Origin of the sequence: Streptomyces sp. NEAU-W12 (genome assembly GCF_026242095.1) — a bacterium.
Lineage (GTDB): Bacteria > Actinomycetota > Actinomycetes > Streptomycetales > Streptomycetaceae > Streptomyces.
Window position 1 is genome coordinate 27,484 of the sequence record NZ_JAPJDM010000019.1, and the last position, 26,753, is coordinate 54,236.

Sequence of the window (26,753 nt, forward strand, 5' to 3'; positions counted from 1 at the left end):
CCGATGTCCTTTCCTCTGCTGACAGCGACGGCGGCGCTCCCGGCCATCGGGGCGATCGCCACGGCCGCCGTACCGGCCACGCAACGCACCGCCGCCAAGTGGCTGGCCCTGCTGGTCTCGGTCGCCACCCTGGTGCTGGCGGTCGTCGTCCTGGTGCGCTTCGACCCGGACGGCGACCGCTACCAGCTCACCGAATCGCACGCCTGGATCGCGGACTTCGGAGTCCGTTACGAGCTGGGGGTGGACGGCATCGGGGTCGCGCTGATCGCGCTGACCGCCCTGCTGATCCCGTTCATCATCCTCGCGGGCTGGCACGACGCCGATCCCCTGGAGACGGGCAGTGGGAGGTGGCGGCCGACGCAGGGCTTCTTCGCCCTGATCCTGGCCGTCGAGGCGATGGTGATCATCTCCTTCGAGGCCACCGACGTCTTCCTCTTCTACATCTTCTTCGAAGCCATGCTGATCCCGATGTACTTCCTCATCGGCGGCTTCGGGGACCGGGCCCACCAGCACGGTGAGAAGGCGGCGGCGACCCAGCGGTCGTACGCGGCGGTCAAGTTCCTGCTCTACAACCTGGCCGGCGGTTTGGTCATGCTGGCCGCGGTGATCGGGCTGTACGTGGTCGCCGGGAACTTCTCGCTCACCGAGATCGCCGAGGCGCGGGCCAACGGCTCGCTCGAGATGTCGACGAGCACCGAACGCTGGCTGTTCCTCGGCTTCTTCCTCGCCTTCGCGGTGAAGGCGCCGATGTGGCCGCTGCACACCTGGCTGCCCAACGCCATGCAGGAGTCCACCGCGCCCGTCGCTGTGCTCATCACGGCCGTCGTGGACAAGGTGGGCACCTTCGCGATGCTGCGCTTCTGCCTCCAGCTGTTCCCGGAGGCGAGCAAGTGGGCGACCCCCGCGATCATGGTGCTGGCGGTCGTCAGCATCATCTACGGAGCGCTGCTCGCGGTCGGCCAGCGGGACATCAAGCGGCTGATCGCGTACGCGTCGATCTCGCACTTCGGCTTCATCATCATGGGCATCTTCGCGATGACCAGCCAGGGCCAGTCCGGGGCGACGCTCTACATGGTCAACCACGGGATCTCGACCGCCGCCCTGCTCCTGGTGGCCGGCTTCCTCATCTCGCGGCGCGGCTCGCGGCTCATCGCCGACTACGGCGGGGTGCAGAAGGTCGCGCCGGTACTCGCCGGCACGTTCCTGATCGGCGGCCTGGCGACGCTGTCGCTGCCCGGGCTCGCGCCGTTCGTCAGCGAGTTCCTGGTCCTGGTCGGCACGTTCACGCGTTACCCGGTGATCGGCGTCATCGCCACCTTCGGCATCGTGCTCGCCGCGCTCTACACCCTCGTCCTCTACCAGCGGACGATGACGGGCCCCCTCAAGCCCGAGCTCGCCAGGATGCCCGACCTGCGGGTGCGTGAGATCGCCGTGGCCGCGCCGCTGATCGTGCTGCTGGTCTTCCTGGGCGTCTACCCGAAGCCCCTCACGGACATCGTGAACCCGGCGGTGAAGCAGACCATGTCCGACGTCCAGCAGAAGGACCCCCAGCCCGAGGCGGAGGCGGCCAAGTGAACACGTCAGCCGTCCACAGCCTGTGGACAACCGCGGCCGAACCGATCGCGAAGATCGACACGCCGAAGATCGAGTACGCGCAGCTCGCGCCCACCCTGATCGTCGTCGCTGCGGCGGTCCTGGGAATCCTGATCGAGGGCTTCGTACCGCGCAGATCCCGCTACTACGTACAGATGGCCCTCGCGTCGGCCGCGCTCGTCGCCGCGTTCGCCGCGGTCGTGGCGCTCGCCGCCGACGGGTACGGCACCACCAAGGCGGGCATCGTGGCCATGGGCGCGATCGCCGTCGACGGACCCGCCCTGTTCCTGCAGGGCACGATCCTGCTGACCGCCCTGGTCGGCCTGTTCACCTTCGCCGAGCGCAGACTCGATCCGCAGGCGCACGGCAGCCGGGTCGACTCCTTCGCCGCCCAGGCCGCGTCCGTGCCGGGCAGCGACGGCGAGAAGAAGGCCGTCAAGGCCGGGTTCACCACCACCGAGGTGTTCCCGCTGCTGCTCTTCGCGGTCGCCGGCATGCTGGTCTTCCCCGCGGCCAACGACCTGCTGACGCTGTTCGTGGCCCTGGAGGTCCTCTCCCTGCCGCTGTACCTGCTCTGCGCGCTGGCCCGCCGCAAGCGGCTCATCTCGCAGGAGGCCGCGGTCAAGTACTTCCTGCTCGGCTCGTTCGCCTCCGCGTTCCTCCTCTTCGGCATCGCGCTGCTGTACGGCTACGCGGGCTCGATGTCGTACGCGACGATCGCGCAGGTCGTCGACGGCACGATCGCGGAGGTCGACCCGGCGCTCGTCAACACCATGGGCAACGACGTGCTCCTCCTGGTGGGCGCGGGCCTGCTGATCACGGGCCTGCTGTTCAAGGTCGGTGCCGTCCCCTTCCACATGTGGACGCCGGACGTCTACCAGGGCGCGCCGACCCCGGTGACGGGCCTGATGGCGGCGGCGACCAAGGTGGCCGCGTTCGGTGCCCTGCTGCGGGTGCTGTACGTCCTGCTCCCCGGCCTGCGCTGGGACTGGCGGCCGGTCATGTGGGCCGTCGCGATCGTCACCATGCTGGGCGGCGCGATCATCGCGATCACCCAGACCGACGTCAAGCGGCTGCTGGCGTACTCGGCGATCTCGCACGCGGGCTTCATCCTCGCGGGTGTCATCGCGACCACGCCGGAGGGTATCTCGTCGGTCCTCTTCTACCTGGCGGCGTACTCGTTCGTGACGATCGGCGCGTTCGCGGTGGTGACGCTGGTGCGGGACGCGGGCGGCGAGGCGACGCACCTGTCCAAGTGGGCTGGGCTGGGACGCCGTTCGCCCCTGGTGGCGGCCGTGTTCGCGGTGTTCCTGCTCGCCTTCGCGGGTATTCCGCTGACGTCGGGCTTCGCCGGGAAGTTCGCCGTGTTCAAGGCGGCGGCCCAGGGCGGCGCGGTCCCGCTGGTCGTGGTCGGTGTGATCGCGTCGGCGATCGCGGCGTTCTTCTACATCCGGGTGATCGTCCTGATGTTCTTCAGCGAGCCGCGGCCCGAGGGCCCGACCGTCGCGGTGCCGTCACCGCTGACGATGACGGCGATCGGGCTGGGTGTGGCGGTCACGGTGGTGCTGGGCGTCGCGCCGCAGTACTTCCTGGAGCTGGCGGGGAACGCGGGGGTGTTCGTGCGCTGACCCGGCGCCCGCCGACGACAGGGCGGCCCGGCACCCGCTCGGGGGGTGCCGGGCCGTTGCCGTGCCCGGCGGAACGCGCCCCCCCCCCTTGCGCACAGCGGTACGCGGATACGACCGGTCCGGGGCCTGTGGACAGGTCCGGGGCGTCGGTCTGTGGACAACTCCGGGGATGTCGGCCCGGGCGCCTATCGTGGACGCAGTGGTCGAGAACGGCCGCGGTGGACGCGGTGGCCGCGAGCGGTCGTACGGGGGCAGGGCGATGGCGATGGGTGGGACGGACGGTAGTGGTGGCATGGCAGTGACGGAGAACGAGGCGCTGGCGACGCTGCAGCGGGTGTTCGGATTCGACGCCTTCCGCGGTGAGCAGGAGGCGGTGATCGAGCATGTGATCGCGGGCGGGGACGCCGTGGTGCTGATGCCGACCGGTGGCGGCAAGTCGCTGTGCTACCAGATTCCGTCGCTGGTCAGACCGGGTACGGGAGTCGTCGTCTCCCCGCTGATCGCGCTGATGCAGGACCAGGTGGACGCGCTGCGGGCGCTCGGCGTGCGCGCCGGGTTCATGAACTCCACGCAGGACTTCGAGGAGCGGCGCGTCGTGGAGGCCGAGTTCCTCGCCGGCGAGCTGGACCTGCTGTACCTCGCGCCGGAGCGGCTGCGGCTGAACAGCTCGCTGGAACTGCTGTCACGGGGGAAGATCTCCGTCTTCGCGATCGACGAGGCGCACTGCGTGTCCCAGTGGGGGCACGACTTCCGGCCGGACTACCTCTCCCTGTCGCTGCTCGGCGAGCGCTGGCCGGACGTGCCCCGGATCGCGCTCACCGCGACGGCCACGCACGCCACGCACCGGGAGATCACCGAGCGGCTGGCCATGCCGGACGCCCGGCACTTCGTGGCGAGCTTCGACCGGCCCAACATCCAGTACCGGATCGTGCCCAAGGCCGACCCCAGGAAGCAGCTGCTGAACTTCCTGCGGGAGGAGCACGCGGGCGACGCGGGCATCGTCTACTGCCTGTCCCGCAACTCCGTGGAGAAGACCGCCGAGTTCCTCAGCCGAAGCGGCGTCGAGGCGGTGCCGTACCACGCGGGACTGGACGCGGGGACGCGTGCCGCGCACCAGTCCCGCTTCCTGCGGGAGGACGGCCTGGTCGTGGTGGCCACCATTGCCTTCGGCATGGGCATCGACAAGCCGGACGTCCGGTTCGTCGCCCACCTCGACCTGCCCAAGTCCGTCGAGGGCTACTACCAGGAGACGGGCCGCGCGGGCCGCGACGGACTGCCGTCCACCGCTTGGATGGCGTACGGCCTCAACGACGTCGTACAGCAGCGCAAGCTGATCCAGTCCGGCGAGGGGGACGAGGCCTTCCGGCGGCGGGCGGGCCGGCACCTGGACGCGATGCTCGCCCTGTGCGAGACGGTCCGGTGCCGGCGTGGGCAGCTCCTGGCCTACTTCGGCCAGGACACCCCCGACCCGGCGGGCTGCGGCAACTGCGACTCCTGCCTCGCCCCGCCCCAGACGTGGGACGGCACCGTCGCGTCCCAGAAGGTGCTGTCGACGGTGGTCCGGCTGCAGCGGGAGCGCGGGCAGAAGTTCGGCGCGGTGCAGATCGTGGACATCCTGCTGGGCAGGCGCACGGCCAAGGTCATCCAGTTCGACCACGACCAGCTCTCCGTCTTCGGGATCGGTGAGGATCTCGGCGAGGCCGAGTGGCGGGGCGTCGTCCGGCAGCTGCTCGCCCAGGGGCTGCTCGCGGTCGAGGGGGACTACGGCACGCTGGTGCTGACCGAGGACAGCGGGGCCGTGCTGCGGGGCGAGCGGGAGGTGCCGCTGCGCAAGGAGCCGAAGAAGCCGGCGACCTCCCGGTCGGGAGCCCCGGGGGCGTCGGGCTCCGGGAAGGGCAAGGCCAGGGCCGCGGCGGCCGAGCTGCCCGAACACCTCCTGCCGGCCTTCGAGGCGCTGCGCGCCTGGCGTGCCGAACAGGCCCGCGAGCAGGGCGTCCCCGCGTACGTCATCTTCCACGACGCCACGCTCCGCGAGATCGCCACGGTCTGGCCCGGCTCGGTCGCCGAGCTCGGCGGGATCAGCGGGGTGGGCGAGAAGAAGCTCACGACGTACGGGGAGGGCGTGGTGGGGGTGCTCGCGTCGCTGGGCGGACCACCGGACGGATCACCGGCTGGTGCGCAGGGCCCGGCCGGGGCCGCGGAGGGCGACTTCGGCCGGGCCGGCGCCGGCGCCGGTGACCCGGGCCGGGACCACGCCGGGTCCGTGTCCGACGACGACTGGCCGGAGGGGGAGACCGAGCCGGAGCCCGACTGGATGTGACCCGGCTGGATGTGACCCGACTGGATGTGACCCGGCCGGGGATGACCGGCAGCCGCCCGCCTCTGCGGCCGACAGGCCCTACGGCAGGGCGGTGAGGCCCGGGGCGAAGGTGATCAGGAGGGGGAGGAGGGGGACCAGGGCCGCCGCCGTCGTCGTCAGGGCGCGGTCCCGGCGGCCGAAGCGGGGCGGCGGCTTCAGAAGGCGGTCGACGCGCTCGCCGAGCAGGCGGTGGCTGGAGGCGCAGGACAGGACGCCGCGGTGCCGGTTGAGCTCGATCAGCGCCAGTGCGGTGGTCAGGTGGCCGCAGCGGCGGGAGGCGGTGTCGTCGGCGGCGAGCTCGACCAGGCGGTGGGTCTGCTCGCAGAAGTGGGCGAAGAGCGGGACACGGGAGAAGCCGGTGGCCAGGGCGGTGGAAAGGTGCAGCAGCCAGTCGTGGTGGGCTCGGGCGTGGCCGCGTTCGTGGGTGAGGACGGCGTCGATCTGGTGGTCGGTGAGGCGGTGCAGGGCGCCGGTGGTGACGATCAGCTGGGGCGGGCTGCCCGGCATCCACCAGGCGTCGGGGTACTCGTCCTCGAGCACCAGCAGGGGGCCGCGGGCGGCGGGGAGGCCGGCGGGCAGGTCGGGGGCGCGCTCGAGCAGATGTGCGCGGGCCCGGGCGCGGCGCCGGCGGGCGTCGGCCAGTTCCCGCCCGAGCATGGCCGCGGTCCAGGCCGCGCCGCAGGCCAGCAGCAGAGTGAGGACGGCCGCCCAGGGCGGGGCCGCGGACAGGTCGTACGCCGCGGTCACCGCGGGCGGGGCCGGGGCGAAGAGCTGGGCGCGGACGGTGCCGAAGACGGCGGCGGCCCCCAGGGCCAGGGCGGTCAGGCAGCACAACAGGACCGTGGCGACCAGGCACTGCCAGACCCACAGGGCCACCACCGGTTCCCGCTCCGGCCAGTTCGCCCGGGTCAGCGCCCGGGGGACGGGCCAGGCGGCCGTCACGGCGACAACGCTCAGCAGAAGCAGGCAGAGGGTCATGCCGGTCATGCCACGGGCTCCGGATCCTGTCGGAAGGGGGCGGCTTCGGGTGGTGCGGGGACGTGCGGCCGTGCGTGACGTGCGGAGGGCGTCCGGCGTGTGACGCGCGGGTCCGGGCGTGGGTGCGCGGCGCGGAGCGTGCGGGAGCCGTGCACCGCCCGGCGCCGACAAGTATGACGGCGCCGGGCGGTGTGAGGCAGGGGTGCGGCGTCGGCCGGCGGACGCGGAGGGCGCCCGTCGCGGCGCCGGTGGGGGCGGACCGGCCGGACCGCGGCGGGTGTCAGACCGCGGGCGTCACCCGTCCCGTGACCTCGCCGAGGCCGACGCGGACTCCGCCCGGTCCCGGGGCCCAGGCCGACAGGGTCACGACGTCGCCGTCCTCGAGGAACGTCCGCCTGCCATCGGGGAGTTCGAGGGCGTCGCGGCCGTTCCAGGTCAGTTCCAGCAGGGACCCGCGCTGTCCCCCGGCGGGCCCGCTCACGGTGCCGGAGCCGTAGAGGTCGCCGGTGCGCAGGGAGGCGCCGTTCACGGTCATGTGGGCGAGCTGCTGGGCGGCCGTCCAGTACATGGTGGAGAAGGGGGGTTCGGAGACGACGTGCCCGTTGACGGCCACGGAGATCCGCAGGTCGTAACCGCCGGGTTCCTCGTCCGTGTCGTCCAGGTACGGCAGCAGCGCGTGGGTGCGCTCCGGTGGCGCCACCCGGGCCTCCTCCAGGGCGTCCAGAGGGGTGATCCAGGCCGCCACCGAGGTGGCGAAGGACTTTCCGAGGAAGGGGCCGAGGGGGACGTACTCCCAGGCCTGGACGTCCCGTGCGGACCAGTCGTTGAGGAGGCAGAGGCCGAAGACGTGGTCGCGGAAGTCGCCGAGCGGTACCGGTCGGCCCAGCTCGGACGGCGCTCCGACCACGAAGCCGACCTCGGCCTCGATGTCCAGCCGCGCCGACGGGCCGAAGACCGGGGCCGGATCGGTGGGCGCCTTGCGCTGCCCCGAGGGGCGTACGACGTCGGTGCCGGACACCAGCACCGTGCCGGCCCGGCCGTGGTAGCCGATCGGCAGGTGCTTCCAGTTCGGGGTGAGGGAGTCGGCGGCGTCCGGGCGGAAGATCCGGCCGACGTTCCGGGCGTGGTTCTCGGAGGCGTAGAAGTCCACGTAGTCCGCGACCTCGAAGGGGAGGTGCAGGGCCACCGACGACAGCGGGTGCAAGAGCGGCTCGACGCTCTCCCGGTGCGCCGGGACGGTCACCCAGGCGGTGAGGGCGCGCCGGACGTCCGACCAGGCCGTACGGCCCGCCGCCAGCAGCGGGTTGAGGGTCGGGCGGGCGAGCAGGGAGGCGTACGGGGAACCCAGGGCGTGTGCGGCCGCGCCGGCGTCGAGGACGTGGTCGCCGAGCCGGACACCCACCCTCCGCTCCGACGAACCGGAGGGCGAGAACACGCCGTACGGCAGATTGTGCGGGCCGAAGGGATCACCCTCGGGGACGTCGAAGGGGGGCATCGGGTGCTGCCTCGCTTTCGTGTGCGCAGGTGCTCCACGTGTCCGTGGCCAGGCCACACGTTACGGGGGCCGCGGTGCTCTTGGGCAGAGGCAGAGGCAGGGGCGGAGGCAGGGGCGGAGGCGGAGGGCGGGTCCGGGGCGTGGGGCGTGTGACGTGTCCGGGACGGCAGGACGTGTGCGCCGCTTCCCCTTGCGTACCGGAAGCCGTCCACGGGACGCGACGCAATCTTGACGGAGCGGTGCGAACGGGGCGACTCTGGGCGGGTGCCGGAAGGCCTCGGGGAGGGGGCGTTCCGATGGCACACCAGGGGGACGGATGGCCATTGGGGAGGCCGGTCCGGAACCGGCGCGCTCCGGCATGCAGCCGAAGAGGCTGGAAGATGTCGTGCGCGGCCGGCTCGGCCGGGAATGTGTGTACGTGCCGTCGTGCAGGTTCGGGCTGTTCGTGGCATTGCGCCACTGGTGCCCGCCGGGTGGCAGGGTGCTGATGTCGCCGGTCAACGACGACGTCATCTTCTTCGTGGTGCTCGCGGCGGGCCTGCGCCCGGTGCAGGCGCCGCTCGACCCGTTCGACGCGTCCATCGACATCGACGCCGTGCCGGAGGGGACGTGGGGCTCGCTGTCCGCCGTACTGACCACGAACCTGTACGGCAATCCGGATCCGGCACCCGGACTGCGGGCCCGCTGCGACGCGTTGGGCATCCCGCTGTTCGAGGACGGTGCGCATGCCATCGGCAGCGAGGTCGGCGGACGGCCGGTCGGGGCCTGGGGCGACGCCGCCGTCTTCAGCCTTTCCAAGCATGCCGGCGCCCGGACGGGAGGCATCCTCGCGCTGGCCGACCCGGACCGGAGCGCGACCGTGCGCGAGGCCTGCGCCGAACTGCTCGCCCCGCGACGCATGACGTCCGAACTCACCTACGCGGTACGGCCCTACGCCGAGGCCGCCGTGCGGCGGCTGGGGCTGCGCCGGGCCGCCTGGGCCACGACGGGCCTGCTGGGACTGACGGAGCGCGAGGGAATCCGGATGCCGCTGCGTCCAAGGGCGCTGGCCGATGCCGCGCGCTCCGCGCCGGACCTGGCCGCGCACGACCCCTGGGTGCGGGTCGACATGCACGACTACCGGCTGGAGCCCGGCCCCGTACGCCTGCGCCGCGTCCACCGCAGTCTCGGGCGGCTGGACGACGTCTTACGGGCCTCGCGGGCGGGCACGGAGCTGCTGCTGTCGACGCCGTGGGCCCGGCCGCCGACGGACGGCGCGGTGCAACCGCTGTTCCGGGTGCCGTTGCTGGTCGCGGACCGCGACGCGGCGACGGCGGCCCTGGCCCGGCACGGCATCGTCGTCGGCTACCTCTACGACCCGCCCCTGGACGACTATGCGGGAGGGGCCTTCACGGACCCGTCGCCCGACCCCGGCAACGCCCGCTGGTTCGCACGGCACGCGCTGCCCGTGGACCCGCTGCGGGCGCGTGAGGCGGTAGAGGTCCTGGAACGGTCCGGGGCCCGGCCGGCCGAGCCACCGAAGAAGCCGGACGCGCGGGACGCACCGGAGCCGCCGGAGGCGACCATGGCGAGAGGGCTGGGGCCGCCCCGTGACTGAGATCCAGGTGCACGAGCCCGCCGCGGTGCGCACCGGCGGCAGACCCGGACCCGCCGACCGCAGACCCGGCTCCGACTCGCTGTTCAAGAACGCCTACTTCCTGATGCTCAGCACCGGCGTGTCCGCCGTCCTCGGGCTGGGCTTCTGGCTCGTGGCCGCGCGCTACTACTCCGAGGACGCGGTCGGCCAGGGCTCCGCCGCCATCGCCGCGATGCGGTTGCTCGCGAGCATCACCGCGACCACGATGATCGGCGCCGTGGTCCGCTTCGTGCCGCGCGCCGGGCGCGAGACCGGACGCCTGGTGTGGGGCGTGTACGGGGCGAGTTCGCTGGTCGTCGCGCTGGCCGCGGGTGTCTTCCTGCTCACGCTCGACCTGTGGGGCGCGTCGTACGAACCCCTGGGCACCCCCCTGGCGGGCGCGCTGTTCGTCGCGGCGTGCGTGGCCTGGGCGCTGCTCACCCTGCAGGACGGGGTGCTCACGGGCCTGCGCAAGACCGAGTGGGTGCCCGCCGGCAACGCCGTCTTCTCCACCGGCAAGCTGGTCCTGCTGGCCGTCTTCGCGAGCGCGCTGCCGGTGCTGGGCATCTTCGTCTCCTGGGCCGTCGCGATCGCGTTCTCCACACTGCCGCTCGGCTGGCTGATCTTCCGCCGGCTCATCCCGCGTCAGGCCGCCGCCGACCGCGACCGGGAACCCCCCGGGATCCGCGCCATGGGATGCTTCCTCGCCGGTGACTCGCTCGGCGCGCTGTTCAGCCTGGCGATGATCAACCTTCTGCCGGTGATGGTCGCGGTCCGCTTCAGCGCCGCCGAGAACGGCTACTTCTACGTGGCGTACACCGTCGGCGGAACCATGGAGTTCATGGCCATCAACATGGCCGCGTCGCTCACCGCCCACGCCTCGCACGACCCGCGCCGGCTCGCGGACGGGGTGCGGGGTGCGCTGCGCCGGATGACGCTGCTTCTGGTGCCGGTCGTGCTGGTGCTGGTGGCCTTCGCCCCGCTGATCCTCACGCCGTTCAGCGCGGACTACGCCGAGCACGGTTCGACGGTGCTGCGGCTGCTGGCGCTCGGGGCGCTGCCGCGGGTGGTCGTGGAGCTGTACATCGGGGTGCTGCGGGTGCAGGGGCGGACCGGTGTGCTCGCCGTGCTCCAGGGAGCCATGTGCGTGCTGGTCCTGGGCAGCGCGGCCGTGCTGTTCACCCCGGCGGGCATCGCGGGCGCCGGGTGGGCGGTGCTGACCGGCATGACGGTGGTCGCCGCCGTCTCGGTGTTCGGCCTGCGCTCGGCGCTGCGTGTCACGCGTGACACGCGCGGTGGACACAGTGGGCCCGGCGGGCACAGTGGGTCCGCCGACCGGCCGGGCGGGGTCGGCGGCAAGGACGGGACGACGAACGGACCGGGCCGGGCGGAGGGCGCCTCCACCGGCCCCGTCTACGGCACGCGCTGGGCGAAGCTGAACGCCACCGCCGGGTACGGCACGGGCTGGGCGCGCCGGGCCGCGTACGAGGACAAGGGCCGCGAGCAGGACGACGCGGACACCGTCACGCTGTTCATCGGCACCCCCGGTTACGAACGGGAGGCCCTCCAGGCGGACACGATGGCGTTCATCGTCCGGCTCCGCCCCACGGACGGGGGCCCGCAGCCGGACCCGGACCCCGGTCCGGACGTGGACCCGAGGAAGGCCCCGGCTCCGGACTCGAAGACGGAGAGGGGCCCGGGGCCGGACAGGAACTCGGAGAGGGGTTCGGCTTTGGACCCGAGGAAGGCCCCGGCTCCGGACTCGAAGACGGAGAGGGGCCCGGGGCCGGACAGGAACTCGGGCAGGGGCCCGGCCCCGGACCCGAAGAAGGCCCCGGGCCTGGACCCGGACAGGAACTCGGGCAGGAGCCCGGAGCCGGTCGCGGAGGCCGGCGCGGGTCCGGGCACCGAGCCGGGAGAGCCCCCGGACACCGAGGCGCACGAGTGCCAGGCGGCGGGCGGCGAGGCGGCCGGCGAGCACGCGGAGCCCACTCCACGGAACACACACGCACCGGCCCGGGACGAGACCCCGCCCCCACGCGACGGACACCACGAGGCCGCCGGCGGTGACGGAACCGACCGGTCCGAGCGGCGGCTGCGGGACGTTCTCTGGGGGCTGCTCGGCCTCGCCACCGTCGCCTTCTGGGCGTCGACGCGTCCGCTGCACCGGTTCGGCGGACCGTCGCCGGACCAACGGGGCGAACCGACGGGGCGGCAGCTGCTGGAAGGGCTGCCGCTCGTGGCGCTCGCGGCGGGCGGAGTGCTGCTCCTGGTCTTCGTCGCCGCGGTGACGCTGTGCACGGCGCCCGACCCCTGGCTCCCCGGCACCGCGCTGGGTTCGGCCCTGCTCGCCCTGTACGCCGCACCCGTCGCGCTCGGCTGGGAACCCTCGCCGGTGGGCGGCGCGGTGTATGTCCGGACAGCCGGACTCCTCGCGGACGCGACGGGAACCGGCGGGCCGGAGCCGCTGCTGCGCTGGACGCCGCAGGTGTGCCAGTTGCTGTGCCTCGTCGCGCTGTGGTTGCTGCTCGAGCGGGTGGGTGGCGACCGGCTGTCCCGGCCGGGGCGCTGGGGGGTGGTGTATCTCGTCGCCGTGGCCGGCTGGGTGGGGCGGGACGCGCTCGCGCCCGTGTCGCCGCCGCTGCTCGCCGCACTGCTTCTGCTGCTGCTCCTTCTGCGACTTCCGCCGCTCCACCGTGCCGTAACGGCGTCGCGGCCGCCCGGCCACAGACGGCCGAACGGCTGAACCAGCGATCGAACCGAGCTTTCGGAGCCGAACCGCCAGGGGGGAACCACCGTGCGTCCGCCAGCCACTCCACGCGAGAGATCCGCGTCCGAGCCCGCGCCAGAGAGCACATCGGCGCCCCTCACACCTGCGGACACCTCTGTGGAACCGCCTTCGCGGACCGAGGCGCGGACCCGCCCCTCCTCGGAGTCGTCGGCCCCCGTCCATGAGCCCGTGACAGACCTTTCCGACCTGCCGCCCTTCTGGCCCGCGCACCGCGCCCGCGCGCTCCGACCCGCCCTGCCGCTGCTCGCGGCGCTCGCCCTGTGGCTGTACGCGGTACGGCACACCGACGTGTCGCGGCTCGACGACTACGGTCTGGTCACCGCGCTCCACCCGGGCTTCTGGGCCGGCCTCGTCGTCCTCACCGCCGGTTTCTGGTGCACGGTCCGCGACCGGCGCCGGCCGGGCGGCTGGCCGACGGCGTACGTGCTCGGGCTGCTGGTGATGGAGCGGGCCACGCAGGCCGTGCTCTACCCGACCCCGCTGTACGCCTGGGCGTGGAAGCACGACGGTGTCGTCGACCACCTGCTGACCGCCGGCGGGCTCCAGACCGCCGACCGGATCGGTGACATGGCGGTCTACGACCAGTGGCCGGGCTTCTTCGCCGCGCAGGCGGCGCTGGTGCGGCTGCTGGGTGTGGACTCGGCGGCGATGTACATGGCGTGGTGGCCGCTGGTGTCCAGCCTGCTGCTGCTGTTGCCGCTGCTGCTGGTCTACCGCACCTTCACCGAGGACCGACGGCTGATCTGGACCGCGGTCTGGCTCTTCTCCGTCGCCAACTGGGTGGGCCAGGACTACTTCTCCCCGCAGTCCGTGGCCTTCGCGCTGCACCTCGGCGTGCTGGCCGTGGTGCTGCGCCGGTACGGCCGCTTCGGCGGGGGCGGGGGCGGGGGCGGGGGCGGGGGCAGCGGGCGGCGGGGGCAGGCGGTCTGGACCGTGGTGCTCACCGTGCTGGTGGCGGCGATCGTCATCTCGCACCAGCTCACCCCCGCCATGCTGGTGGTGTCGCTGCTCGCGCTGGTGCTGCTCCGCCGCCACCGGGACTGGGTGCCGGTGGTCACGACGGTCGTCATCTTCCTGGCCTGGTGCCTGACGGCCGCGCTGCCTTTCCTGTCCGCCGCGATGCCGGACATGCTCCGCGCCGTGGGCGACGTCGGCGGCAACGTCGAGACGGGCTACGGCGCCACCCCGACCGGTGCCGGGGCGATCGCGACCTCGTGGGCGGCCCGGCTGCTCTCGGGCTGCGTCCTGCTGCTGGCGGCGGCCGGGGTCTGGCTCCAACCCGTCCTGCGGTACCGCGCGAGGCCGCTGCTGGTGATCACGGCGGCACCGCTGCCGATGTTCGTCGCGAGCAGTTACGGCAGCGAGATGATCTTCCGGGTCCTGATGTTCATACTGCCCGGCGTCGCCTTCTTCGCCGCCGCCGCCCTGCTGCCCAAGGTGCGCACCCTCGCAGCGACGGAGGCGGCGGAGGCGGCGGCGAGGGCCCGCGGTGACGCCCGGCTTTGCGATGCGGACCGGGTTCCCGCCCGCGGCAGCACCGGTGACCGGTTCCGGTCCCGGTTCCGTACCGGCTTCGGCATCCGTGTCTGGGGCCCGCTGCCCGTGCTGCTCGCCGGGACCCTGGCGTTCGTCCCGAGCTACTCCGGCAAGGACCGGGTCAACTACTTCCCGCCGCAGGAGGTGGCCCTGGTGGGGCAGCTCTTCGACGAGGCGCCCGAGGGCTCGCTGGTCGTCGCCGCCAACCGCAACTACCCGCTCGCCTACGCCTCGTACGGAAGCGTCGACCACTACTGGTTCCTCGAGGACGACCGGAGTCACGTCGACGAGATCGTGCGGGATCCGGCCGGCACCCTCGCCACCGACATGGCAGGGGTGGACCGTCCGAGCCGGGCCTACTTCCTCTTCACCCAGGGCCAGTTGGCCAACTCCGAGATGAACGGTCAGCTCACCGGTGCCCAGCTGGGCAGCGTCCTGGAGTCCGTCGCCGCGTCCCCGCGGTTCCGGCTGGTGGCGGAGAACAGCGCGGGGGCGGTCTACGAACTGCGGCAGGCGCAGGAGGCGGGAGGAACGCGGGGCTCGCGGAGAACGGAAGGGACAGAGGCGACCGGGAAGACCGAGGAGGAAGGGGGAGCGGCGCGGTGACACCGCAGGCTCTCGTGATCCGGATGCTTCCGCCGTTCGCCGGCTGGCTGGCGCTGGCCGCGCTCGCCCTGCCCGGCGGTTCGCCGCTGCGGGGCGCTGCTGTCGTGGTCTTCCTGGCTGCGGGGCCGGGCACGGCACTGGTCGGCCTCTGCGGTCCCGCGCTGCGCGCACGGTCCCCACGGGGGCCCGTCGAGCGGCGCGACCCCGACTTCGTCCGCCACTCCGACCTGCTGGAACGGCTGATGCTGGCCGTCTTCGTCAGCACCGCCGCGGTGATGATCGTCGCTACGGTGCTGATCGCCACGCACGCCTTCAGCGCCCAGCGGGTGCTGCTGGCCCTGACGCTGCTGACCACGCTCGCCGCGTTCTGCCCGCGGCTGCGTGCCTCCCCGCCGTCGAGGACACGGAAGGGTTCCGTCCTGTGAGGTTCGCTCGTCCGCTTCGCCGTGTCACGGCCGCCCTGCGCGGTGTTCGACCAGGAGCCGGCCCGACCGTCGGCCGTCCGGCCACCGGCCCGACCACGGACCCTCCCGCAGGCCCCGAACCCTCCGCGGGGACCGGTCGGCATCGCAGGCGGGAGGCCGGGCGGACCACCGCGGGCCGTCGTCGGGCAGTGATCACCTCGGCCGCGGTCGTCTCCGCGGTGCTGGTCGCCGTCCTCGCCCTGCGGAACGCCTCGGAGCCCGCCCGGGCGGACGGGGAGTGCCGGCCCACGGAACTGCTCGAACCACCGTGCGGCGCCTGGTTCGGGGCCTTCGTGCCGCACGAACGGGCCAACCTGGAGGAGAAGGTGGCGGCCTACGAGGAGCAGGTGGGCCGCAAGCTCGACATCGTCTACACGTACCACGACATGTCCCTGCCCGAAGGCACCCGCAGGGAAGGCCAGTTGCTGAGCCCGGAGGAGCAACGGGTCGGCGAGGACCACATGTTGCTGCTTTCCTGGGAGAGCAAGTGGTGGGGTGGCACGAAGGAGCAGCAGCCGAGGTGGGAGGAGATAGCCGCCGGTGACCTGGACGCGACCGTGATCGACGTCCAGGCGCGGCGCATCAAGGACTACGGGCGGCGCACGGGGAAGAAGGTCTTCCTCTCCTTCGACCTCGAGATGGACACGCGCACACCGGCCAACGGCACACCGGCCCAGTACGTGCGGGCGTACCGGCACATCCACGACCGGTTCCGGGAACTCGGCGTGGACAACGTGGTGTGGACCTGGATCATCACCGGCTACCTGAACCACGGCGACCTGTTCACGGGGATGTATCCGGGGGACGGGTACGTCGACTGGATCGGCTACAACCAGTACAACTACTACCGCTGCCACGAGACCGGGTGGCTGACCTTCGAGCAGACCCAGACGGCCACGCACGAGTGGATACGCGAGAACATCTCCGCCGACAAGCCGCTGATGCTCTCCGAGTTCGGCAGCGCGACCGATTCGGCCCGGCCGAAACGGCAGGCGGAGTGGTACGCGCAGGTGCCGCCCGTGCTGAGGGACCTGGAGGGCGTCAAGGCCGCGCTCCAGTGGAACCACCGCGACCCCGGGCCCCACTGCGACCTGACCGTGGCCAACGAGGCGGCGTGGGAGGCCCTGCGGAAGGTGGCGGCCGACCCGCATCTGAACCAGCCGACCGGGTGAGGGGGCACGGGGAGGAGGCCGCGCCCGCCCGGCCGTCCTCCCGGTGCGTCCCGTGGCTCAGCCCGCGAACTCCGGTCCGCGGAGTGTCGCCCGGGCGTGCCGGTACCAGCGCCAGGCGAGCGTCTTCGGGCCGTCGCGGTAGGGGGCGACGCGGGCACCGCCGCCCGCCAGCCAGGCCCCGACGTCGGCGACGGTGTGGCTGCGGCGGACGATGAGCCGGGCGATGCGGTAGCGCTCGTCCCGGTCCGAGCTGAGCGCGTGCCGCACCGCGGTCGCCGTCTCGTACCCGGCGCGGGACGCCACGGCCCTCACCCGGGGGCTGTTGTAGCCGTGCGGGTAGGCGAGATGGGGGACCGGATGGCCGAGGGTGTCCTCCAGCACGGCCTTGGAGTCCACCAGTTCCGCGCGCAGCTGCTTCCCGGTCAGCGTGTCCAGCTGGGCGTGGCTGACCGTATGGCTGCCGATCTCCATTCCGGAAGCCTCCAGCTCCGCCACCCGGTCCAGGGTCATCATCGGCGCCGGTGGCAGCAGGCTGCGGCCGCCCGGGGTGATGGCGCCGGTGGTGAGGTACGCCGTGGCCGGCAGGGAGCGCCGGGCCAGGAGGCCGGCGGTGGGACCGGGCAGGTCCGCGAAGCCGTCGTCGAAGGTCAGGAGCACCGGCCGGGGCGGCAGGGGTGCCCGCCCGGTGAGATGGCCGGCGAGGGCGCTGATGGTGACGGGGGTGCGGCCGCTGTCCTCGAGGGCGTCGAGATGCGCCGCGAACTCCCTTGGTGTGACGGTGAACTCGGCGATCCAGCCGGGCGGATCGTCCATCACGGCGTGGTAGAGGAACACCGGGACGGCCACAGGATCCGGGGCCTGCGAGGGTGATGCCGTCATCGCGCACCTCCGGCCGCCCGGCCGCCGGAGGCCTCCCCCGTCGTGCCGCCCGCCGCCCGCCGGGCCCGCAGATAGCCGACCGGGCCGTACAGCATCCCCTTGCGCTGCAGCCGTGAGAGGCGGCGCGGCCAGGGATGCGTGCGAGTGCCGTGATCGCCCGGAGCAGCCCGGCCCGCACCGGCGTCTCCGGTGCCCCCGGCGTCCCGTACGGCGGTGAGGCCGCGGGCGTGGGACAGGCCGCGGGGCAGCCGGGCCAGGAACGCCGGCAGCAGCGCGGGCCGGTTGACCAGGACCGCCGTGAGATAGGCGGTGAGGCCGGCGCCGTAGCCGAACGCCTGGGTCTCCAGATCGGCCCACGTCTCCCGGTGGTGGTGCCACACCAGCGCCCGGGGCGTGTAGCGCAGCCTGTGCCCCTGGGCGAGGACCCGGACGAACCCGTACAGGTCGTCGCCGCCCCGGGCGGACGTCCCGGCGCCGGTGGCCGGGTCGAAACCGCCGACCGCGCGCAGCACCTCCGTACGGAACGCCATGTTCGCCCCGGAGCCGAACCGGCCCGCGGTGAAGGGGAACAGCGGTTCGTCGCGGGGCGGGTCCTGCGGGTCGTACGTCGTCGGCGTGAACCCCTTCGCGAAACCGCCGTGGCTCTCCAGCAGGACCTGGGCGGGGGTGCGCAGCCGGGCGGGCAGGATCAGGCCGGTGGCACAGCCGAGTCCCGGGTCGGCGGCGAAGGGCGCGGTCAGCTCGGTGAGCCAGCGGGTGTCGGCGACGACGTCGTCGTCGGTGAACGCGATCACCTCGCCCAGGGCGTGGGCGAGCCCGGTGTTGTGCGCGGTCGCGAGTCCGGGGACCGGCTCGCGCACGTACCGCACACGCTCCCCGTACTTCCGCTGCACCAGGTCGCGCGTCTCGTCCGACACGGGCGCGTTGTCGACGACGACGGTCTCGAAGTGCGGATGGTCCTGCGCGAGGAGCGAGTCGAGGGCACGGGCGAGCTGTTCGGCCCGCTCCCGGGTGGCCACGACGACCGAGGCGAACGGCGGCGGGGGCGGCCCGGCGGCCCCCACGGCCGCCCTTGCCGTGTCCTGCTCCTGCCCCTGCCCCTGCCCGTGTGCCTGCCGTGCGAGCGCCGCCAGGACCGTCGTCGGATCGGCCCCCTCCGGGACCCTCCCCAGTAGCGTGCCCACCGGTAGGCCGCCCCTCCTGACCAGCAGGAACACCTCGCCGTGCGTCACCGGCGGGCTGCCTGGACCGGGTCTCAGGGCAGCTTCCCCCTCCGCACCGGTCAGGTCCAGCTCGGCGACCTGGACCGCGCCGATGTCCAGGAACCGTCGTATCTCCCCCTGCGTACGTGCCGTGCGGGACATGAGTCCTCCCCTCCTCACGAACGGTGGTCACAAGCGGCCGCGTCCGTGGCCGTCCCGAGCGGTGCTCGTTCTCACGCCCGGAACACCCCCGACGAACCGACGAACCGACTGCCTGACGAACCGACTGCCTGACGAACCGACTGCCTGACGGACCGACTGCCTGACGGACTCAGGGCCGGCGCAGCCGCGCCGCCCCCTTCAAGGCGCGCGACGCCAGCGAGGCGAGACGGGGGCGGGCGACGACGAAGCCGTGCGCGCGGCGCGCGGGCTCGCGGCGCAGCAGCTGGAGCGTGGCCCCCAGGCCGGGACGCGTCGCCTCGCCTTCGTGGACGGAGCGTTCGCCCGTTTTCAGCGCGTCCTTGTACTCGGCCGGGCCGCGTCCCATGTCGAGCAGGCCGATGCCCTCGCCGGCCGCCGCCTCGGCCATCCGCAGATGCAGCACGAGCCCCGGCGAGAACTTCGCGAACTCCGGGTCGTACGCCGGGAACCAGCAGGCCAGCACGGAGGCCGAGCGCAGGCCGAAGTGGGCGGCGACGGGACGGTCCCCGGCGTACAGGACGGACAGCGTGCCCGCGCACTCCGCGGCCCGGGTTCCGGCCAGGCGGCCCACGAGCCGGGTGATCCACTCCTGCGCGAACCGGTCGCGACGCCCGGTCCTGCGGTACTGCGCCGACTTCCACCCGATGAGGGTGCGCAGCGCGGCCGGTTCGCGTTCGTCGAACACGAACCGCACGGGGCCGGCCTGGCGGCCGAGCCTGCGCTCCTTGGCCAGGGTGGTCTTCAGGAACTTCGGCGACTGGGCGCGCAGCACGGACTCGTAGGTCTCGTAGCCCTTCTCCACGTCGATGACGAAGGTGGCGTGCTCCCGGGCCGCCTGCGGGACGAACAGGGCCTGGTCCGCCTCCAGGTTGTCGAAGGCGAAGCTCGACAGCGAGCAGGCACGCAGCAGTTCACCGGTCTTCGGCACGAGACCCGGCCGCAGGACGGCGCCCTGGCAGTCCGAGACCCCGAGCCCGATCGCCCGGCCCTGCCCCCACGCGCCCCGCTCGTACGGCAGGAAGCCGGCCGGCTCGGCGGACGCCCCCTCGTACAGCACCGCGACCCGGGCCTGCGGCCGCACCCCGGACACGGCGGCGGCGAACTCCGGTTCCATGAACGGGCTGCGCGGTGTCTTCGAGGCGGCGCGCAGCTCACGCCATCGCTCCTGCTCCCCCTCGCCGAGTTCGTCGAGCCTCAGCACACGTGTGCGTCCACTGTTCACCTGACCCCCCGATCAAGTCCCCCCTGGACACCTGGAAGGTACCGCCCGGGACCACGAGGACGGTAGGTGGCGGAGCATGTTGCCGCCAGGTGGTGCACAGGCCGAGGACGGTGCGCGGGACGGGTGCCCGGGGCGTGGTGAGCCGGGGGCGCGCGGTGTCCGTATTCTCTGATCATGGCCGCACCCACCGATTGCTCGCTCATCGCCACCGACCTGGACGGGACGCTGCTGCGCGGCGACGACACCCTCTCCGACCGCTCCCTCGCCGCGCTGGCGCTGGTGGCGCGGGCCGGTGTCCGGCACCTCGTGGTGACGGGGCGCCCGGCGCCCAGGGTGCGGCCGCTCCTGGACGACCTGGGGTCCACGGGGCTCGCGGTGTGCGCACAGGGCGCGCAGGTGTACGACGCCGGCACGGACCGGCTGCTGTGGTCGGTCACCCTGGACCGGGAACTGGCGGAGACCGCGCTCGGCAAGATCGAGGCCGAGGTGGGGGAGCTGCACGCCGCGGTCGACCAGAACGGGGCGGACGGGCTCACCCTGATCGAGTCGGGCTATCTGATGCCGCACCCGACGCTGCCCGCCGTGCGGGTCGAACGGCGGGACGATCTGTGGGCCCGGCCGATCAGCAAGGTGCTGCTGCGCCACCCCGACCTGAACGACGACGAGTTGGCGGCGGCGGCCCGTGCGGCGGTCGGCTCGCTGGCCACGGTCACGATGTCGGGGCCGGGCACCGTGGAACTCCAGCCGTGCGGTGTCACCAAGGCGACGGGGCTTGCGCTGGCCGCCGAGCACCTGGGGCTGGATCCCGAGCGGACCGTCGCCTTCGGCGACATGCCCAACGACATCCCGATGTTCGACTGGGCGGCCCACGGAGTCGCCATGGCCAACGCGCACCCGGAGCTCAAGGCGGTGGCCGACGAGGTCACCACGTCGAACGAGGACGACGGCGTGGCCGTCGTCCTCGAGCGGTTGTTCGGCGGAGCGGAGCCGCGCGTGCCCCAACACGTGCTGCCCCGCCCCAGGTCCGGGAGGGTGTCCCGGTAGGCCTCGGCGTCCGCCGGTGTGGCCGGTGCCGCCGGCGTTCCGGTGTTCCGGCGTTCCTACGGGCCCGGACGTATCGGATGTCCCAGGTGTCTCAGTAGGCGCCGAAGACGTTGTCGATGGAGCCGTAACGGTCCGCCGCGTAGTTGCAGGCCGCCGTGATGTTCGCGACCGGGTCGAACGGGTCGAAGGCCGTGCCGGGCACGTGGTACGCCTGGAAGGTCGGGTCGATGACCTGGAGCAGGCCCTTCGACGGGGTGCCGGCCATGGCGTTGGAGTCCCACAGGTTGATGGCCTGCGGGTTGCCGGACGACTCGCGCAGGATGTTGCGGTGGATGGAGTCGTAGCTGCCGGGGATGCCGTGCTGCGCCATGACGGACAGCGACTCGCGGATCCAGCCGTCGAGGTTGTCCGGGTACGCGGTCACGGTGCCGGCAGCGGCAGGGGCGGCCGTCGCGGTGGCGGGCGCGGCGGGCGCGGCGGAGGCGGTGGAGGCGCCGAACAGCGGGAGGGCGACCGCCGCGACACCGGCGACGGCGAAGGAGCGGACGAGGCGGGAGTGGCGGGGCGGACCGGATGCGGTCATGTCTGTGTTCCTCTCCTACGCCTGCGAGGTGAGCTGTCGGGTTCGGGCGGGAGAGTGCCCGGCCGTGCCCCTGCGGGCATGGCTTCACCCCGAGCCGTTCCGGGTGTGAACCGGTCCGGCGGCCTACCTGGGTCCCCCGCTCCTGCCGTGCGTGAGTGAGTTCGTCGATGGGTGGCGCGGGCGGCGGCAGGATTCGGCGTCCGCCCGACAAGCCGGGAACGTATGCGAGTGCACTTGTCGGAAACAAGTACGGCCGTCACGGATCGCTCCGCTTGATCTTGTTCCGGGGGTTTTGGGGTACTTGATCCTTTGTGGATGCCGGGAGTCAACTCGCTTTCGGGCAAGGGGAAGTGCCGGTGGGAGCGAGGTGTGGGCGTGGCGGGGTGCGCGTGACTCACTTCACTGGCCGCACCGTGTGGGCGCATTTGCCGCCAAAGGGAAATCTCTTGTTGATTACGGCAAATCAGACTTCGGGGCGGGCGGGGTGGTCCGCGCGCGGGCCCGGCGCCCGGCCGTGCGCCGGGCCGTATCCCGAGGGTGGGGCGCCATGCCCGAAAGGCGGCGAATATCCTGTATTACCTACTGGCCGAAAAGGGTCCGGTGGTGATCCGGTACCGGAGGGCGCCGTGGGGTGCCGTCCACGCGTGCGCGGGTGAGGCCGGGGAACGCGGGTGCTGGCGGTGATCGAAACATGACCGGATACGCTGACTCGAGTGATGTCAGCGACCTATCGACAAACTGGGCAAGACGTCTAAGCGCCAGTGGACACCAGCAGACAGGAGACCCCTCGTGACCGTCGTCGGGCCGTTCGGGCTGAGCGTGCGGGACCAGGCTCTGGAAGCCGATGTCCAGGCCGGGATGACGGCTGTCGAGGAAGGGCTGCTCGAGGCCACGAAGAGTGAGGTCCCCTTCATCACCGAGGCCGCCCAGCACCTGGTGCGGGCCGGCGGCAAGCGTTTCCGGCCGCTGCTCGTGACGCTCGCCGCCCAGTTCGGCGACCCCTACGCGCCCGGTGTCGTCCCGTCCGCCGTGGTCGTGGAGCTGACCCACCTGGCCACGCTGTACCACGACGACGTGATGGACGACGCCACCGTGCGGCGCGGGGTGCCCAGCGCCAACACCCGCTGGGGCAACTCCGTCGCGGTCCTCACCGGCGACTTCCTCTTCGCGCGCGCGTCGCACATCCTGGCCGACCTCGGTCCGGAGGCCGTACGGGTGCAGGCCCAGGCGTTCGAGCGGCTGGTCACCGGCCAGATCCTGGAGACCGCGGGGCCGCAGGAGGGCCGGGACCCGGTCGACCACTACCTGGACGTCCTCGGCGGCAAGACCGGCTCACTGGTCGCCGTCGCCTGCCGGTTCGGTGCCATGATGTCCGGCGCGGACGACGCGGTCGTGGACGTGCTGACCCAGTACGGCGAGCGCCTCGGTGTCGCCTTCCAGCTCGCCGACGACGTACTGGACATCGCCTCCGACTCCCACGAGTCCGGAAAGACCCCGGGCACCGACCTGCGTGAGGGCATCCCGACGCTGCCCGTGCTGCGGCTGCGCGAGCGGGCGGCCCGGCTGGGGCTGGCCGAGGACATCGCTCTGTGCGAGCTGCTCGACTCCGACCTCGGCGACGACGCCCGGCACGCCGAGGCGCTGCGGCTGCTGCGCGCACACCCCGCGCTGGAGCAGGCCCGGCAGGACACCGTGCGCTACGCGGAGGAGGCGCGCTCGGCGCTGGCCCCGCTGCCGGAGTGCGAGTCGAAGACGGCCCTGGTCGAGCTGTGCGACGCCGTGGTGCACCGGGCCGGCTGACCCGCCGCCCCGTCCGCCACCCTGTCCGCCACCCTGTCCGCCACCCCGGCCCCCGACCCCTACTGGTCGAGGGCCGAAACGACGCCCCGTGTCATACCGCAGCAGTACACGGAGTTGAGTCCGGGGTCTGACGCGTCTGCCCGCCGGGTTTGGTCAGATGGAACACGACGGACATCACCACTCCTCACCGATTCGGGTGAGGACGGCGGCTCAGGGTGTGACTGGTGCGAGCGACACGAGACGCAGGCCGCCGCCGACCACGGAGGTAGGGCACACATGGCACCGTACGAATCCGACGACACGACGACCGCTCGTCAGGCCGGCGAGGCCGACGAGCGGGGCGCGGGCCGGCGCAGGGCCGCGCGGTACGTCGTCCCGGTCACGGTGATGGGAGTGGCGGCCGCGACCATCGGGCTCGTCCCCGCGCTCGCCGACTCCGGCGACCCGGACCTGCCGAAGATCACCGCCGCGCAGCTCATCGAGAAGATGGCCCAGTCGGACGTCGAGCAGCTGTCCGGCACCGTGAAGATCACCACCGACCTCGGGCTGCCGGACCTCGGTGGCCTGGAGAGCAGCCTGACCTCAGGCGCCATGGGCCGGGGCGAGGACGGCGGCTCCTCCGCCGACCCGACGGCCAGGCTCACCGAGCTGGCGTCCGGTACGCACACCCTGCGCATCGCGGCCGACGGCCCCGACCGGCAGAAGGTGTCGCTGCTCGGGAACGCGTCCGAGTACAGCCTGATCCACAACGGCGAGGACGTCTGGGGCTACGACAGCGAGTCCAACGAGGTCTTCCACGGCACCACCGACGAGTCCGCCGGGGCCGGGGGCCGGGAGCACCAGCCCCCGGCCACGCCCAAGGACTTCGCCGAAGAGGCGCTGAAGTCGGTCGACGACACCACGTCCGTCACCGTCGACGGCACCGCGCAGGTGGCCGGCCGGGACGCGTACAAGCTGGTCGTCAAGCCCCGGCAGTCCGGCTCCACGGTCGGCGCCGTCAGTATCGCGGTGGACCACAGGACCGGTACGCCGCTGAAGTTCACGCTGACCCCGGCGAGCGGCGGTGCCGCCGTCGTGGACGTCGGCTTCACCAAGGTCAGCTTCGACCGGCCGGCCGCCTCGACCTTCGACTTCACCCCGCCCAAGGGCGCCAAGGTGACCGAGGAGGGCGAGCTGGACGGCGGTGAAAAGGGCAGCGGCGAGAAGGGCAGCGGCGAGAAGGGCGGGGAGCACCGGAGGCCGGAGGGCGCCCCGAAGTCCGAGGAGGACCTGGCCAAGGGCCTCGACGGACTGAAGGTGCTCGGCGAGGGCTGGAACTCCGTCGCCACCTTCGACACCGGCGCCGAGGGCGGTCTGCCGACCGGCTCCGGAAACGGTGACCTCGACGGCTTCCTCGGCTCGCTCGGCGACCAGGTGAAGGGCGAGTTCGGCACGGGCACCGTGTTCAGCACCCGCCTGGTCAACGCCCTGTTCACCGAGGACGGCACGGTCTACGTGGGCGCCGTCACCAAGGATGTTTTGGTGAAGGCGGCCGACGAGGCGAAGTAACCCGGACAGCGCTACGACAGGGAACGAGGGAGCCGATGGGCGAGGCGTCCGCCACGCGGGGCACGGGTGGCGGCGCCATCGTCAGCCGCGCCCTCACCGAGCGCCACCGCGGCGGACAGCTCGAGGCCGTCGACGGCCTCGAGCTGCTCACCCGGGGACCCGTCGCCGACCTGGCCGCGGGCAGCGGCGGCCGGCTGGTGGTGACCACCGGACCCGGCGGACGCGGCACGGGTGCTGACGGGACAGGGCGTCGGCGACGTCGTGGTCACCGACGACCGGGTGACCGGCGAGGTGCCCGAGCGTGACCTCGCCGAGGCGAACGCCGCGCTGGTGACGGCCGCCGTCCGGGGCTGCGGCTTCGGGGTCGACGGGCCTCACCGGAGGACGCGTTCGCGGCGCTGACCGGGGAGGGTTTCGACGTCGCGGGCTGAGGCCGTCCGAGGGCCGGAGGGAACAGCGGGGCCGAGACCCCGTATCCGCGGGCAGTTGTTCGGCGGCCCGGCGGGTCGGCAGCACGGAGCTGCCGTCACGTCGGGCGCTCCCCGGGACGAAGAGGAAACGGCGTGTCATGGTCACCCTCCAGATGGTCGGCGTGCGCCGATGACAGGCATTTACGTCATATGCATGAGCAAGTAAATGTCCGAGGGGATTCGGAGGGCGGCCCTCGACTCCTCGGTCGCTCGGTCGCTCGGCTCCTCGGTCGCTCGGCTCCTCGGTCGCTCGGCTCCTCGGTCGCTCGGCTCCTCAGCTCCTTCGCCGCACGGCTTCTCCGCCGCTCGGCTTCTCCGCGGCTCCTGCCACGGCGAGCAGTAGTGCCTCCCGCCCGTGCGGTGCCACCAGTTGGAGTCCGGCCGGGCAGCCGTCGGCGCCGAACCCGGCGGGCAGGCTCAGCGCGGGGTGCCCACTCAGGTTGAACGCCCAGGTGAGCGCGGTGGAGTAGACGTCACCCGGCCCTTCGTGGCCGTGCGGCGCGGTGGGCACCGTGGGCGTCAGCAGCAACTCGGCGCCGGCGAAGAGGCCGGCCAGGCGCCGGTCGTTCTCCGCCCGGACGCGGTGGGCGTCGGCGAGGCCGGAGGGGGGCGTGCCGGGGGTGCGCAGGGCGAGCCAGGCCGGGGCAGGGTCCAGGAGCAGCGCCGGTGCCGACGGCCGTACGAGCCGTACGACTCCGGCGTCGACGAGCCGGTCGACCGCCGCCCGTGCCAGCGCGAGGGGTTCCGGGCCGGGACCGGCGAAGCCGAGGTCGGGGGACCAGACGGCGGTGCGCGGGAGAGGCGGCTGCGCCTCGACGCCGGTGGGTGCCGGTGACACCGCCTGCCACCAGGCCGCCGCGTCGGCCGCCGTACGGGCGAGGACTCCGGGTGCCGCGAGACCCGTGCGGTCGGGTGAGGGGAGCAGGCCGTTGGTGACCTTGAGGCCGACAACTCCGCACCATGCCGCCGGGATGCGTACCGACCCCGCGCCGTCGCTGCCCGTCGCCAGCGGCACCAGGCCCGCCGCCACCGCGACCGCGGCACCGGCCGAGGAACCGCCCGGCGTGCGGTCGGCCCGCCACGGATTGACGGTCCGTCCGCGCGCCCCGAGACCCCAGGTCTGCCAGGAGGTGCCGGGCCCGGGTACCGCGGTGGCACCCACCGCGACACAACCGGCCGCGAGCAGCGGCCCCGCCGCCCGCAGCCCGTGCCGCCCCTTCTTGACGGCGACGGGCACCCCGGCCAGCGGCAACCACGCGCGAACTCCGGGGCCCTCGGCCACGCCCGGCCCGGGCGGACGCGGCGGAAGCGGGGGACGCGCCGGAAGTGACGGATGCGTAGAAAGCGACGGATACGGAAGATGGGGAGGACCCGCCTCGATCAGGGCGTCCACCTCACCCGCCCGCCGCAGTGCCTCCTCGGCCCACACCCCGGTGAACGCGCACAGCACCGGATCGGCCCGTTCGATCCGCTCCAGCGCCTCCGCGACCACATCGACGGCCCGCACCGTTCCCGCGCGCACCGCGGAGGCGATCTCTGCCACCGAAGCCGAAGCCGAAGCCGAAGC

At 73.0% G+C, this 26,753-nt stretch carries 18 protein-coding genes, 1 pseudogene and 1 riboswitch; of the genes and pseudogenes, 12 read left to right on the forward strand and 7 right to left on the reverse strand.

Annotated features, from left to right (window positions below; genetic code table 11):
• The first annotated feature begins 3 nt into the window (after positions 1–3).
• The 3 genes from ORI94_RS23155 (at position 4) to recQ (ending at position 5,541) form a co-directional block, all read left to right on the forward strand.
• The gene (locus ORI94_RS23155; RefSeq protein WP_266078778.1) at positions 4–1,575 is read left to right on the forward strand and encodes an NADH-quinone oxidoreductase subunit M; all 1,572 of its coding nucleotides are present in this window, start codon (positions 4–6) and stop codon (positions 1,573–1,575) included.
• Positions 1,572–3,221 carry an NADH-quinone oxidoreductase subunit NuoN gene (nuoN, locus tag ORI94_RS23160; RefSeq protein ID WP_266078780.1) on the forward strand — a complete coding sequence of 550 codons (1,650 nt, stop codon included), beginning with the start codon at positions 1,572–1,574 and terminating at the stop codon, positions 3,219–3,221. The genes ORI94_RS23155 and nuoN overlap by 4 nt, the downstream gene beginning before the upstream one ends.
• Before the next feature lie 265 nt (positions 3,222–3,486).
• The gene (gene recQ / locus ORI94_RS23165) at positions 3,487–5,541 is read left to right on the forward strand and encodes a DNA helicase RecQ (protein WP_416237879.1); all 2,055 of its coding nucleotides are present in this window, start codon (positions 3,487–3,489) and stop codon (positions 5,539–5,541) included.
• A gap of 78 nt (positions 5,542–5,619) precedes the next feature.
• On the opposite strand, the gene ORI94_RS23170 is transcribed toward recQ, so the two are convergent.
• Together ORI94_RS23170 and fahA are read right to left on the reverse strand one after the other, a co-directional pair.
• Positions 5,620–6,558, reverse strand: a complete 939-nt coding sequence (locus tag ORI94_RS23170; RefSeq protein WP_266079111.1) for a M56 family metallopeptidase — start codon at positions 6,556–6,558, stop codon at positions 5,620–5,622.
• A 280-nt stretch (positions 6,559–6,838) separates the two neighbouring features.
• Positions 6,839–8,053 (reverse strand): fumarylacetoacetase, encoded by a 1,215-nt coding sequence (gene fahA, locus ORI94_RS23175; RefSeq protein WP_266078783.1) that lies wholly within the window; start codon positions 8,051–8,053, stop codon positions 6,839–6,841.
• Between the two features lie 316 nt (positions 8,054–8,369).
• Here fahA and ORI94_RS23180 point away from each other — a divergent pair, with 316 nt between their 5' ends.
• The 5 genes from ORI94_RS23180 to ORI94_RS23200 all read left to right on the forward strand — a co-directional run bounded on the left by ORI94_RS23180 (position 8,370) and on the right by ORI94_RS23200 (position 16,237).
• The gene (locus ORI94_RS23180; RefSeq protein WP_266078784.1) at positions 8,370–9,650 is read left to right on the forward strand and encodes a DegT/DnrJ/EryC1/StrS family aminotransferase; all 1,281 of its coding nucleotides are present in this window, start codon (positions 8,370–8,372) and stop codon (positions 9,648–9,650) included.
• The gene (locus tag ORI94_RS23185; RefSeq protein WP_266078785.1) at positions 9,643–12,414 is read left to right on the forward strand and encodes a lipopolysaccharide biosynthesis protein; all 2,772 of its coding nucleotides are present in this window, start codon (positions 9,643–9,645) and stop codon (positions 12,412–12,414) included. Before ORI94_RS23180 ends, ORI94_RS23185 begins: the two co-directional genes overlap by 8 nt.
• 213 nt (positions 12,415–12,627) lie before the next feature.
• Positions 12,628–14,601, forward strand: coding sequence for a glycosyltransferase (locus tag ORI94_RS23190; protein ID WP_266078787.1), 1,974 nt, complete (start codon positions 12,628–12,630; stop codon positions 14,599–14,601).
• Positions 14,598–15,026: a hypothetical protein gene (locus ORI94_RS23195; protein WP_266078789.1), complete on the forward strand. Its 429-nt coding sequence runs from the start codon at positions 14,598–14,600 to the stop codon at positions 15,024–15,026. Before ORI94_RS23190 ends, ORI94_RS23195 begins: the two co-directional genes overlap by 4 nt.
• Positions 15,027–15,214: 188 nt before the next feature.
• Positions 15,215–16,237, forward strand: a complete 1,023-nt coding sequence (locus tag ORI94_RS23200; RefSeq protein ID WP_266078791.1) for a glycosyl hydrolase — start codon at positions 15,215–15,217, stop codon at positions 16,235–16,237.
• A gap of 57 nt (positions 16,238–16,294) precedes the next feature.
• Here ORI94_RS23200 and ORI94_RS23205 read toward each other — a convergent pair whose 3' ends face one another.
• From ORI94_RS23205 to ORI94_RS23215, 3 genes are all read right to left on the reverse strand, one after another.
• The gene (locus tag ORI94_RS23205) at positions 16,295–17,116 is read right to left on the reverse strand and encodes a polysaccharide deacetylase family protein (RefSeq protein WP_266078793.1); all 822 of its coding nucleotides are present in this window, start codon (positions 17,114–17,116) and stop codon (positions 16,295–16,297) included.
• The gene (locus ORI94_RS23210) at positions 17,113–18,480 is read right to left on the reverse strand and encodes a glycosyltransferase (protein ID WP_266078795.1); all 1,368 of its coding nucleotides are present in this window, start codon (positions 18,478–18,480) and stop codon (positions 17,113–17,115) included. The genes ORI94_RS23205 and ORI94_RS23210 overlap by 4 nt, the downstream gene beginning before the upstream one ends.
• Before the next feature lie 169 nt (positions 18,481–18,649).
• Positions 18,650–19,720, reverse strand: a complete 1,071-nt coding sequence (locus ORI94_RS23215; RefSeq protein WP_266078797.1) for a GNAT family N-acetyltransferase — start codon at positions 19,718–19,720, stop codon at positions 18,650–18,652.
• Between the two features lie 195 nt (positions 19,721–19,915).
• Between ORI94_RS23215 and ORI94_RS23220 the strand changes: the two genes are divergently transcribed.
• Complete coding sequence (locus ORI94_RS23220; RefSeq protein WP_266078799.1) at positions 19,916–20,785, forward strand: HAD family hydrolase; 870 nt, start codon at positions 19,916–19,918, stop codon at positions 20,783–20,785.
• 91 nt (positions 20,786–20,876) lie between these two features.
• Here the strand turns inward: ORI94_RS23220 and ORI94_RS23225 are convergent, their stop codons facing one another.
• The gene (locus ORI94_RS23225; protein ID WP_266078801.1) at positions 20,877–21,368 is read right to left on the reverse strand and encodes a transglycosylase SLT domain-containing protein; all 492 of its coding nucleotides are present in this window, start codon (positions 21,366–21,368) and stop codon (positions 20,877–20,879) included.
• Between the two features lie 5 nt (positions 21,369–21,373).
• A riboswitch (cyclic di-AMP (ydaO/yuaA leader) is annotated at positions 21,374–21,536 on the reverse strand.
• Positions 21,537–22,157: 621 nt separating this feature from the next.
• On the opposite strand from ORI94_RS23225, the gene ORI94_RS23230 reads away from it, so the two are divergent.
• The 3 genes and pseudogenes from ORI94_RS23230 to ORI94_RS23240 all read left to right on the forward strand — a co-directional run.
• Positions 22,158–23,168 carry a polyprenyl synthetase family protein gene (locus ORI94_RS23230; RefSeq protein WP_266078803.1) on the forward strand — a complete coding sequence of 337 codons (1,011 nt, stop codon included), beginning with the start codon at positions 22,158–22,160 and terminating at the stop codon, positions 23,166–23,168.
• 276 nt (positions 23,169–23,444) lie between these two features.
• Positions 23,445–24,716 carry a LolA family protein gene (locus ORI94_RS23235; protein WP_266078805.1) on the forward strand — a complete coding sequence of 424 codons (1,272 nt, stop codon included), beginning with the start codon at positions 23,445–23,447 and terminating at the stop codon, positions 24,714–24,716.
• 143 nt (positions 24,717–24,859) lie between these two features.
• Positions 24,860–25,147 (forward strand): annotated as a pseudogene (locus ORI94_RS23240) (ABC transporter ATP-binding protein); the annotation flags it as partial.
• 313 nt (positions 25,148–25,460) lie between these two features.
• Here ORI94_RS23240 and ORI94_RS23250 read toward each other — a convergent pair.
• Positions 25,461–26,729: an amidase family protein gene (locus ORI94_RS23250; RefSeq protein ID WP_266078807.1), complete on the reverse strand. Its 1,269-nt coding sequence runs from the start codon at positions 26,727–26,729 to the stop codon at positions 25,461–25,463.
• Positions 26,730–26,753: the final 24 nt, after the last annotated feature.